Here is a 12,062-nt window from a genome sequence, read left to right as displayed (position 1 = left end):
CAAATGGACACTGTGTCATTATGACCGAAGCAACCAAGCACGACTCAAATAGTGGCTTACTAAACGAAGTAAACGATGAGTTTTCAGGTTTAACCTTAGCGTTATCTAAAGGGCGTATCTTAGAGGAGACTATGCCGCTACTCCAAGCGGCTGGTGTTGACTTATTAGAAGACCCAGAGGCCTCGCGTAAACTTATTTTTCCGACATCTAATCCCAACGTGCGCGTACTAATCCTGCGCGCAAGTGATGTACCGACTTATGTAGAGCACGGTGCGGCTGATTTTGGCGTAGCGGGTAAAGATGTCTTGCTTGAGCATGGGGCCAATCATGTGTACGAGCTGCTTGATCTACGCATTGCCCAGTGTAAGCTGATGACCGCAGGCATTAAGGGAGCCGCGCTTCCTAACCGCCGTCTGCGTATTGCGACTAAATACGTCAACGTTGCCCGTGCTTACTTTGCTAGTCAAGGTCAGCAGGTCGATTTGATTAAGCTGTACGGTTCGATGGAGCTTGCGCCTTTAGTCGGTTTGGGCGATTTGATCGTTGATGTGGTCGATACAGGCAATACCCTGCGTGCTAACGGACTTGAGCCGCGCGATCATATCTGTGATGTGTCTTCGCGCTTAATCGTTAATCAAGTCAGCTATAAGCGTAAATTTGCTTTGCTTGAGCCTATTTTAAACAGTTTTAAAGACAGTATTGCTGCCACAGCCTAGCTCATCTCTAATGATAACGTTAGCTGTCAGTACTGATAGTAAGCATAAAATTAAACACAGTTATACAGATTATAAAACCAGTTGAGCGCTATAAAAGGAATATGGCATGCTAAACTGGTTTTGTTGTGTCTACGGTTAGGCCGCCCTCATTATTTTTAGTCAAATAGATAGAATATAGGACAAATTATGCGCCAGTTAAGCACTTTGGATACTGATTTTGATAGTCAATTGACGCAGTTGTTAGCTTTTGAGACCGTCAACGATGCCAAATTACTAAGCACCGTTGATGACATCATCGCGCAAGTTCGCGCTGATGGCGACGATGTGGTACTGGCGTTGACGCAGAAGTTTGATCAGCATCCAGCAACATCAATGAGTGAGCTTGAATTATCTAAAGAGGCATTAGCTAAAGCTTTCGATAGCCTTGATGATGAAGTTCGTGACGCTTTGACTACGGCGGCGACCCGAGTTCAGAGTTTCCATGAGCGCCAAGTACAAGAGACTTGGCAGTACGAGGATGAGCTGGGTAACCGTTTAGGACAAAAAGTCACGCCACTCGATCGCGTTGGTATCTACGTGCCAGGTGGTCTAGCGTCTTATCCTTCTTCAGTACTCATGAACGCGATTCCTGCAAAAGTTGCAGGCGTAACTGAAATCATCATGGTCGTACCTGCGCCCAAAGGGGTGCTTAATCCTTTAGTATTGGCTGCCGCTCATCTGGCTCAAGTGGACCGTGTCTTTACTATTGGCGGCGCGCAAGCCGTCGCAGCACTGGCTTACGGTACTAAGACGATTCCAGCGGTTGATAAAATTACAGGGCCTGGTAACAAATACGTAGCGGCTGCCAAGCGTGCGGTATTTGGTAAAGTCGGCATCGATATGATCGCAGGCCCATCCGAGGTCTTGGTTTATGCTGAGGGCGAAGCGGCGGATCGCGCTGACTGGCTGGCAATGGATCTACTCTCACAAGCCGAGCATGACCGTATTGCGCAAGCTATCTTTGTAACGACCAGTGCGTCACAGCTTAAAGAAGTGGCGATAGAGATCGAAAAAGCGTTGGCTGAGTTACCAAAAGCGGATATTGCACGTGACTCTCTTGAGAACCGCGGCGCGTTAATACTGGTCAGAGATAGAGCCGAGGGCATGGCACTGATTAACCGTATTGCGCCTGAGCATTTAGAATTATCCGTGGATGATCCTGATATCTTACTTAACGATATTCGTCATGCAGGTGCGATATTTATGGGTCGTCATACGCCAGAGGCTATCGGTGACTACTGCGCAGGCCCCAACCACGTACTGCCAACTTCAGGTACTGCAAGGTTCTCATCACCGCTTGGGGTTTATGATTTTCAAAAAAAATCTTCAATAATTTATTGTACGCAAAGCGGCAGTCAAGCGCTGGCAAGAACGGCAGATATCCTCGCGCAGCACGAAGATCTAGAGGCACACGCCAGATCAGCGCGTTATCGCTATCAGTAATCAGTTGATGTTAACGCTGATTAAATAGACAAAACAGTAGAAATAAAGCACCATTGATGAGCAGTATTCGATTATGCTCTTGACATAGAGATGTCATAAATGATGCGATAAATAGTTATCGATTAGCTTTAGGATAAATTATGAGCGAGCAAAGAATAGACAACAGATTATGGTCAGCTAAAGCGCGTAACTTATCACCTTATGTGCCAGGTGAGCAGCCCCAGCACGACAATTTGTGCAAATTAAATACCAATGAAAATCCCTTCCCGCCGTCACCGAAAGTCGGCGAGGCAATTACGCATATGCTCGCGCAGCAAGCGGACAATTTGCGCCTTTATCCTGATCCTGAGTCTGATGAGCTACGCACAGCACTAGCAGAGCATTATGACCTTGAGCGTGATCAAGTGTTTGTCGGTAATGGTTCTGATGAGGTATTGGCCCTAGTCTTTGCCAGCTTTTTTATGAAAGAGCGCCCTGTGCTTGCACCTGATATCAGCTATAGTTTTTATCCAGTATATGCACAAACCTTTGGCGTGGAGCTGGTGCAGATAGCGCTAGAGTCTGACTTTAGTATTGATCCTGACGCCTATCGCCAGCCTTGTAGCGGGATTATCATAGCCAATCCTAATGCGCCAACAGGGCTGCTTTTGTCACTAGCTGATATTAGCAAGCTTGCCAGCGAGCACACTAATGCTGTGATTGTTATCGATGAAGCTTATATTGATTTTGCAGAAGATGAGGATGTTTCAGCGATTAGTCTCATCAATGAATTTGATAATTTGCTAGTGACGCAGACCTTTTCAAAATCGCGCTCACTTGCAGGCTTGCGGGTAGGGATGGCCTTTGGCAACCTCTCGCTCATTGAAGCGCTAACGCGTATGAAAAACAGCTTTAACAGCTACCCGCTCGATAAGCTGGCGCAAGCAGGGGCAAAGGCTAGTGTTTTAGATAGCGACTACTTTAAGCAAACTTGCCAGCGAGTTATAGATTTGCGTCAGTCACTAACGGCTGGTTTGAGCGCGCTTGGTTATGAGGTGCTACCGTCCCACGCCAATTTTGTATTTGCGCGTCCGCCTTTGGGTAATGCGCAAGAAATCGCAAGCCAATTGCGCGAGCAGGGCATTATCGTACGTCATTTTGATAAGGCGCGGATTAATGAATATGTGCGCATCACGGTTGGTACGCCTGATCAGCACAAACGTCTAATCGACGCTCTAACGGTGCTTCATGATAAGATAGATCAAAATCAGGACGCCTTGTCTTCTTGATATTAGCTTGCTGTCTTGTCTTTGTTTTGGTGCAATACAGCAAGTAAATTACCGACTTTATCGAGGCATTCTTGATACTCATCGGAGCAGTCAGACGCCACTGTTATCCCGCCACCTGCCCACAAGCTCACTTGGCTATCACTGTTATTTTTAGGGTTATGCTGAGCTTGTAGCGTGCGAATCAATACATTCCACTGACCACTACCATTAAAATTCATGTAGCCCATGGTGCCGCAGTAGGCACCGCGTGGCACGGTTTCTAGTTCTGCGATAATCTCAACCGCACGTTTTTTTGGTGTGCCTGTGATCGAGCCTGCAGGCAAACTGCCAAATAATACCGCTAATGGATGGGTATCTGGCTTTAGCTCAGCGGTAATGGTACTCACCATATGATGCACGTTACTAAAGCTCTCAATATCAAATAACTGCGGCACCTTAACGCTACCTATCTTGGCATATTTGCCCAAGTCATTACGCAGCAAATCCACAATCATCACGTTCTCAGAGCGATCCTTAGCGCTATTGATGAGTTGCTGTTTGAGCCTTTTATCTTGCTCAGCAGTTGCGCCGCGCGGCTGCGTGCCTTTGATAGGTTTGGTACGGATATGATGCGTACTAGTTTTGCTATCACTGATAAAAGTAAAGAACAACTCAGGTGAGCAGCTTAGTAATTCAAAATGCGCCTTCTGTCTATCTATCTGGCTATGTTGAATAGAGGGAGTCACACTCATATATCCAGCAAACGGCGCTTGGGTATTGCGATGCAGAGCAGGCAAGTAATCAAGAAGCTGCGTCGCTGATTTATCATTAAAACTCGCATCAGCATCAAAACTACCAAGCCACGCTTGCGTCAAGTTGATCTGATAGCAGTCGCCTTGCTGTAGATAATTCTGAGTTTGAATAAAGGCTTGCTGGTAATCGCTCTTTTGCCATTTTGCTGTAAGCACTAAAGGCTTGGTTGCCGATTTAAAAGTGTTTGTCATCGCTAATTGGCTATTTAATACATCTAAATAAGTTATCAGCTTTTTTATGAGCGCCGCTTTTGAGTCTTGAGGTAAAGCACTATTATCTGATGTTACCTGTAGTGTCCACTGCGTTTGATCTTTATCAGCACTTAAATAAATATCGTAGTGCCCAAGTACCGCGCAGGGTTGATGCGCTTGCTTGATATTTGAGTTTGGACTTAAGTGATGCGCGGCAATATCGTAGCCGATAAAACCCATTAGCCCATGATGATATTTAGGTGCATCAGTTAGAGCTGAGTGGTTATTACCGCTTCTATAGTCTTCGCTATAGGTGATGAGCTCATTTTGCCAAGCATGATAAGTCATTATTTTAGTGCAGGTTTTATCGTTACTTGTTTTATCATTATTTGAGCCAGTATCACGGCAGTGTTTAATAATTTGATAAGTCGCGCTGTTATCGATGTCATTTTGATAAGAGCTATCAGGATAAACCTGCCAGCTGACCTTAGGTAGTAGACCGATAACAGGCTGATCCTTATTATTGAGCCAGACCAGTTGCCATCTCGCCTTTTGGTCTTGCGCCAATAGATGCCGCTGCAGTATCGGCAACAAATCAGCTGCCGCCAAATCACCAAAACGCCAGCTATTACTTTGAATAACTGGCGTTGTTAGAGGATATGGGTTTTTTAATAAGCTCATAAAGGTATTGTCTAAGGGGTAAATTTCTTGATAATTAAAGTGGCATTAGTACCACCAAAACCAAAGCTATTACTCATCAAAGTGTTTAGATCCACATCACGTTTTTGAGTGACGATATCAAACCCTTTAGCAGCAGGATCTAGCTCTTTAACATTGATACTAGGCGCGATAAAGCCATCTTGTAGCATTAGTAAGCAGTAGATCAGCTCTTGCGCCCCAACTGCACCTAAGCTATGACCTGTCATAGATTTAGTAGAGCTAATGGCAGGGACTTGACTGATATTATCACCGAACACTTTGGCGATGGCTTTGAGCTCAGTGATATCACCGAGCGGGGTGCTGGTACCATGACTATTGATATAATCGACAGTCTTAAGTCCTGCCTCGCTCAAAGCCTGCTGCATGCAACGTACAGCGCCTTCACCGCTTGGGGCGACCATCTCAGCGCCATCTGAGCTGGCACCGTAACCGACGATTTCAGCCAAGATATTTGCGCCGCGTGCCTCGGCATGCTCTAAGCTCTCAACCACAACCATCGCACCCCCTGCAGCAATTACAAAACCATCGCGATCTTTATCATAGGCTCTTGAGGCTTGCTTTGGGGTGTCATTGTACTGGGTGCTGACTGCGCCCATCGCATCAAACATACAAGACTGTGTCCAGTGCTCCGCCTCACTGCCGCCTGCGAGCACCACATCCGCTTTACCTAATTGGATAAGCTCGGCGGCGTGACCGATGCAGTGAGTAGAGGTGGCGCACGCGGAGGCAAGCGAGTAGGAGACGCCTTGAATTTTAAGACCCGTCGCCAGCGCTGCTGATACCGAGCTGCCCATAGTTTTTGGTACAGCCATAGCGCCAACGCCGCGCAGCCCTTTGTCTCGCATAGCGTCTACCGCGTTGACAATATTTTCAGTAGAGGCGCCACCTGAGCTGGCCACTAGTGCTACTCGCGGGTTGTTGTTAATAGTCTCAAGCGATAAGCCAGCTTGCTCAATAGCGTTTAGCGCGCTGACATAAGCATAGAGGCTGGCATCACTAAAAAAACGCTTGAGCTTACGGTCGATACCGGCTGTATCTAGCTCTTCTTTGTTGATACTGCCGCTTATCTGCGACTTAAATCCGTGCTCAGCGTAGGACTCGTTGAAGGTAATACCAGACTGGCCTTGTTTTAGCGCTGTAGTCACAGCGTCCAAATCGTGTCCGATACAAGAGACGATCCCTGCTCCTGTAATAACAACTCGGCGCATATTCTACTCCTTATAATAGCGGTGTTTGACTCTAAATTTTTATACCTATAATAAGTAGCATTATGGCACAAGTGAGGCTTTTGCCATAACCCTACTATTAACATTTGTAGCCAACCAAAACTTTGATACAAATTTATATGAGCAATAACATTGTTGGCACTGACAAAGCCTGCGCAATTTGAGTAAACTGATAGGCTGAATTTAAGCGGCAAAGCAGTTAGACTTTGAGTTTAAGTGTTTCTATTAAAATAATATCTCATCAAAACTATATTAAGGATAGCATTATGGCAAAGCAGAACCCTTTGAACAAAGGCATCAGTTTAGTAGGTCATTTTACGCGTAACAATCTTGAACGTATGGGCTCGCTTATCGATGGGGTCAATGCCAAGGCGGGCAAACCGCGTCAATACAAAGCGGTAAACCTAGGCGATGACGATTACCAGCAAGACTTGTTTCGTGAGCAAACGCTAAAAGCAACCCAGCAGCTCATAGGTACGCGCTTTGCCACTTACGGTAAGTATGCCAAAAAGGTTGTGCCAAATAGCCTATTTCAAAACACGGTAGATGGTGCATTTGCACAAGTGGCTAAACTTGCCGCCACTTGGAGCCAGATTGACTTACCAAACGAACACCGTTTTGCGGACATCACTGATTTAGATGACGAACAGCGCTATGCGTTAGCCACTGATATCGCCAATCAAAACCGCGCTCTAGCGACTTTAGGCGGTATTACAGGTCTCGCTGGATTGCCAGGACTGCTCGCCGATACGCTTTGGTTGTTACTGGTGTCGTTACGTACGGTTTATCAACTAGCAGCAGTATACGATAAGCCACTGACAGGTAAGCAAGGGATCAAGATGGCTTATGAGCTACTCTCGAGCGCTGATTTGAGTAAGATGCAAGAAAAACAGGCACTGCTAGCAGGTCTAGGCGTTGGTAAAGGCTTACTAGACAACGCACAAAGCAGCGGTCTACACAGCGAGCTTAAGAACCTAGGTCTAAAAAATCAAAACGTCAACTACTACGCTGAGCAAGTCGACAGTATCGCAAGTCAAGTCGGCATAGACCTTGATAATATCAACCTTGCTTGGTTACGCCGCTTCTTACCTGTGACCGCGGTCGCTATCGGTATGAGCTATAATAGCCGCCTGATTGATGAAGTGATTGGTGTTGCCAAAGCGACCTTTGGTCCAGAGCCAAAGCTTGCCAGTCCTGCTATTACTGATGACAGCGCTAGCGAAGCCAAGGTGGATGTTGATGCTGATGCCAAAAAAGATGACGATAAAGTAGAGGATGCAGAGAAGGAAAAACAAGACAACTCTGCTGCTGATAGCAAGTCTGATGACAAACAAGAGAGTAGCGATAAGGAAGAAAAAACAGCGGATAGTGAAAAGGCCGCTAGCAGCAAATAATCTTTAGCCATAATAATTTTTTATTTGAATGACGCTATTACTCAATAAGCTCTTGAAAAATAGACTAATAGCGCCATTTACTTATTCTTAAAGACACTACTGGCTAATGCCTATACGTCAAAAGCGTCTGTCTGTAGAGAAGTACTTGCTTCTCAAAGACGATATCAAGGTGCCTGTTTTGCAGTGATAGCGAAAAGTTAGCCTGCTTATAAGTAGTTGAAATAACAGTAACAAGTCTTTATAATACATTGTCCTAAAAATGGGTGCCACAAAATGTTGTTTTTGACAAGATTTTGCCGGATTGGCCCATTTTTTTGTTTTATACCCAACGGGAGAAGGATGCCTTATGGCAACAACTAACCAATTGATTCGTAAGGGTCGCAAAACCATCAAGGAAAAGTCAAAAGTTCCTGCGTTGCAAGCGTGCCCACAGCGCCGTGGTGTATGTACTCGTGTATATACAACTACGCCAAAAAAACCTAACTCTGCCATGCGTAAAGTATGCCGTGTACGCTTAACTTCAGGTTATGAAGTATCAAGCTACATCGGCGGCGAAGGTCATAACTTACAAGAGCACAGTGTTGTTCTTATCCGCGGCGGTCGTGTAAAAGACTTGCCAGGTGTACGTTATCACACCGTTCGCGGTGCATTAGATTGCGCAGGCGTAAAAGACCGTAAGCAAGGTCGCTCTAAATATGGTGCTAAGAAGCCTAAAGTTTAATCACTGATAATCAGTTATTAAATAAGCTTTTAGACTCATTAAGCTTTTAAACTTAACTTACCTTAAGCTTTTAAACTTAAAAAGTTAGTACTACCCCCATTAACTGTGCATAGGCTTGGTGTTGTATAAATAACATACCACTATGCAGTAAGGCTGACTGACAACTTTATCATTCCTGCTAAGCAGTGAGATGTTGTGAATGTCAGACATTCCTGAAGACAAGGACTATATTATGCCAAGACGTCGCGTCGTCGCTACCCGTGAGATCCTACCGGATCCTAAGTTTGGTAGCCAAACCATCGCCAAATTCATCAACCACATCATGAGTGATGGCAAAAAATCTACCGCTGAGCGTATCGTTTACGGTGCTCTTGAGACTATCGGTGAAAAACGTAACGTTGAAGATCCTGTTGCGTTCTTTGAAGACGTACTAGAAAACGTTCGCCCTATGGTAGAAGTAAAAGCTCGCCGCGTCGGCGGTGCAACCTATCAAGTACCTATGGAAGTACGTCCCTCCCGTCGTACTGCTTTGGCTATGAGATGGCTTGCTGAAGCGGCTGCTAAGCGTTCTGAAAAATCTATGGCTCTACGCCTTGCAGGCGAGCTTGGAGATGCATCAGAAGGCAAAGGTAATGCTATGAAAAAGCGTGATGAAGTTCACCGTATGGCTGATGCGAACAAAGCGTTCTCACATTACCGCTTCTAGGCACATTGCCTGTTTTAAATCACAAGTTTTGCTGTGATGGTTTGACGTTTATTTATTCTACTGATTGCCGCCATCGTTTAGATTGCTTATGTTTTAAGTTTAAATTATAAGCATGTAGATGGCGGACATCTATCCTGATACTGTTTTGAGCGCGTTGTTTTATAGTTAGTGCTTTAGCAGTATTCCAAATTCGATGCCTCCATATTTTCGTATTATCTCTTTTTATTGACCTATCGCTTTTTATGTTTTGTAAAAGCTGAGCGTTTAAAAGCTTCAGGTATAAAAGCTGAAAATATAAAAGCTAAAAGTATAAAAGCCGATTGCTTTTATCTAGATAGCGCTTTTATTGAGATTGTGAGGTAGAGCACCACCCTATATTAATACATTCACGACTTTTCTTAGGAAAATACTATGGCTCGTAAAACTCCCCTAAAACGCTATCGCAATATTGGTATCTCAGCACACATTGATGCTGGTAAGACCACTACTACTGAGCGTGTTTTATTTTATACTGGCGTTAGCCACAAGCTTGGTGAAGTCCATGACGGCGCAGCTACCATGGATTGGATGGAGCAAGAGCAAGAGCGTGGTATTACTATCACCTCAGCGGCAACGACTTGCTTTTGGTCAGGTATGGCTAAGCAGTTTGATGAGCATCGCATCAATATTATTGACACCCCAGGTCACGTTGACTTCACGATCGAAGTTGAACGTTCTATGCGTGTTCTTGACGGCGCGTGTATGGTTTATTGTGCTGTTGGTGGCGTACAGCCACAGTCTGAAACCGTATGGCGTCAGGCGAACAAGTACAAAGTACCTCGCTTAGCATTCGTTAACAAAATGGATCGCGTTGGTGCTGATTTTTACCGCGTCATTGAGCAGATCAAAACTCGCCTAGGCGGCAAGCCTGTGCCTTTGGTTATTCCAATTGGCAAAGAAGACGATTTTGAAGGCGTTGTTGATCTTGTGACTATGAAAGCTCTATATTGGGATGAAGCGTCTCAAGGTATGGAGTTTGAAGAGCGTGAAATCCCAAGCGAGCTACAAGATAAAGCAGAAGAGTATCGTGAATATCTTGTTGAAAGCGCGGCTGAAGCATCAGAAGAGCTTATGGATGCTTACCTAGAGAATGGCGAATTGTCTGTTGATCAAATCAACGATGCTATTCGTAAGCTCACTATCGATAACGAAATCATCCCACTTCTTTGTGGTACTGCCTTTAAAAACAAAGGGGTACAAAAGATGTTGGACGCTGTTATTCAGTATCTTCCAGCACCTATGGATGTACCGGCTATTCGCGGTATCTTAAACGACAAAGACGAATCTGAAGGTACTCGTGAAGCGTCGGATGAAGGCCCGTTCTCAGCACTAGCATTCAAAATCATGAATGACAAGTTCGTTGGTAACTTAACCTTCGTTCGTGTTTATTCTGGTGTACTTAAGCAAGGTAGCAGCGTCTATAACCCAGTTAAGATGAAGCGTGAGCGTGTTGGCCGTATCGTACAGATGATGGCAAACTCGCAAGAAGAGTTGAGCGAGATTCGTACTGGTGATATCGCAGCTTTGGTTGGTATGAAAGATGTGACAACTGGTGACACCTTGTGTGATGAAGACAACGTCATCACGCTAGAGCGTATGGAATTCCCAGATCCAGTTATCAGCCTAGCGGTTGAGCCTAAGACTAAAGCGGATCAAGAAAAAATGTCTATTGCGCTTGGCCGTTTGGCAAAAGAAGATCCCTCATTCCGTGTACATACGGATGAAGAGTCTGGTCAGACGATCATCAGTGGTATGGGCGAGCTGCATCTTGAGATCTTGGTTGATCGCATGAAGCGTGAGTTCAGTGTTGATGCTAACATCGGTGCGCCGCAGGTTGCTTATCGCGAAACTATCCGCGAAACCGTTGAGCAAGAAGGCAAGTTTGTCCGTCAGACTGGTGGTCGTGGTAAATTCGGTCACGTCTGGTTACGCCTTGAGCCACTCGATCCAGCAGGCGACACAGAATATGAGTTCGCTGAAGAAGTTGTTGGTGGTACGGTACCAAAAGAGTTCCACGGTGCGGTCGACAAAGGTATCCAAGAGCGCATGAAAAATGGCGTACTTGCAGGCTACCCAGTTGTCGGTGTCAAAGCGACTTTGTATGATGGTTCTTACCATGACGTTGACTCGGATGAGTTGTCATTTAAGATGGCAGGTTCTATGGCCTTTAGAAAAGGTTTCTTAGCGGCCAATCCTGCGCTACTTGAGCCTGTCATGAAGGTTGAAGTTGAAACGCCAGAAGACTACATGGGCGATATCATGGGCGATCTTAACCGTCGCCGCGGTATGGTACAAGGCATGGAAGACTTACCTGGTGGAACTAAACAGATCCGCGCTGAAGTACCACTAGCAGAGATGTTTGGTTATGCCACGCAAATGCGCTCTATGTCGCAAGGACGTGCTACTTACTCAATGGAATTCCAAAAGTACGCTGAGATTCCAAAGTCAGTATCTGCTGAGATCATCGCTAAGTTCAACTCAAAAGATGACGACGAGTAAATTTATTTGCTCGCTATAATTTAATTAAACAAGGGCAATACAGGCTTTATTTCTGTATTGCCACTATAGAATACGCCAATAATTGGTTAAAAGACTTGTTATTGGTCGTAATTTTCTTATAATATCTGCACACTAAAAGTGCAACCCTTACTCATTATCTTAAGGGCTCAGCTTGTTTTAACCCTTACTCTTATCTTCTATAAGATTATAGGCTAAAGGCTGACTCCACATAAAAAGGAAAACCTCATGGCAAAGGCCAAGTTTGAACGCGTAAAGCCCCACGTTAACGTCGGCACCATCGGACACGT

The 12,062-nt window shown here is 45.2% G+C and carries 9 protein-coding genes; 7 read left to right on the top strand and 2 right to left on the bottom strand.

The annotated features are described in order from the left end of the window. Positions 1-20 precede the first annotated feature (20 nt). From hisG to hisC, 3 genes are all read left to right on the top strand, one after another. Complete coding sequence (gene hisG / locus ACTXGE_RS10360) at positions 21-716, top strand: ATP phosphoribosyltransferase (protein WP_443543342.1); 696 nt, start codon at positions 21-23, stop codon at positions 714-716. Positions 717-902: 186 nt separating this feature from the next. Then, complete coding sequence (gene hisD, locus ACTXGE_RS10355) at positions 903-2,198, top strand: histidinol dehydrogenase (protein WP_435949700.1); 1,296 nt, start codon at positions 903-905, stop codon at positions 2,196-2,198. Between the two features lie 140 nt (positions 2,199-2,338). After that, entirely contained in the window at positions 2,339-3,466 is a 1,128-nt protein-coding gene (gene hisC / locus ACTXGE_RS10350; protein WP_443543344.1) for a histidinol-phosphate transaminase, read from the top strand. Between the two features lie 2 nt (positions 3,467-3,468). On the opposite strand, the gene ACTXGE_RS10345 is transcribed toward hisC, so the two are convergent. Both ACTXGE_RS10345 and ACTXGE_RS10340 read right to left on the bottom strand, forming a co-directional pair. Continuing rightward, on the bottom strand, positions 3,469-5,130 hold the full coding sequence (locus ACTXGE_RS10345; protein WP_443543346.1) for an anthranilate synthase component I family protein: 1,662 nt from the start codon (positions 5,128-5,130) through the stop codon (positions 3,469-3,471). Between the two features lie 11 nt (positions 5,131-5,141). Further along, entirely contained in the window at positions 5,142-6,377 is a 1,236-nt protein-coding gene (locus ACTXGE_RS10340; RefSeq protein ID WP_443543348.1) for a beta-ketoacyl-ACP synthase II, read from the bottom strand. Positions 6,378-6,661: 284 nt separating this feature from the next. On the opposite strand from ACTXGE_RS10340, the gene ACTXGE_RS10335 reads away from it, so the two are divergent. From ACTXGE_RS10335 to fusA, 4 genes are all read left to right on the top strand, one after another. After that, positions 6,662-7,789, top strand: coding sequence for an EcsC family protein (locus ACTXGE_RS10335; RefSeq protein ID WP_443543350.1), 1,128 nt, complete (start codon positions 6,662-6,664; stop codon positions 7,787-7,789). 346 nt (positions 7,790-8,135) lie between these two features. Further along, positions 8,136-8,510, top strand: a complete 375-nt coding sequence (gene rpsL / locus ACTXGE_RS10330) for a 30S ribosomal protein S12 (protein ID WP_201557636.1) — start codon at positions 8,136-8,138, stop codon at positions 8,508-8,510. A gap of 232 nt (positions 8,511-8,742) precedes the next feature. After that, positions 8,743-9,216, top strand: a complete 474-nt coding sequence (gene rpsG / locus ACTXGE_RS10325; RefSeq protein WP_317200587.1) for a 30S ribosomal protein S7 — start codon at positions 8,743-8,745, stop codon at positions 9,214-9,216. Between the two features lie 411 nt (positions 9,217-9,627). Beyond that, on the top strand, positions 9,628-11,754 hold the full coding sequence (gene fusA / locus ACTXGE_RS10320) for an elongation factor G (protein WP_317200588.1): 2,127 nt from the start codon (positions 9,628-9,630) through the stop codon (positions 11,752-11,754). Positions 11,755-12,062: the final 308 nt, after the last annotated feature.

It is taken from the genome of Psychrobacter sp. T6-4 (assembly GCF_052258425.1).
Taxonomy (GTDB): domain Bacteria; phylum Pseudomonadota; class Gammaproteobacteria; order Pseudomonadales; family Moraxellaceae; genus Psychrobacter.
The sequence above is the reverse complement of the archived record's forward strand: the minus strand, read 5'-3'. Positions and strand labels throughout refer to the sequence as shown.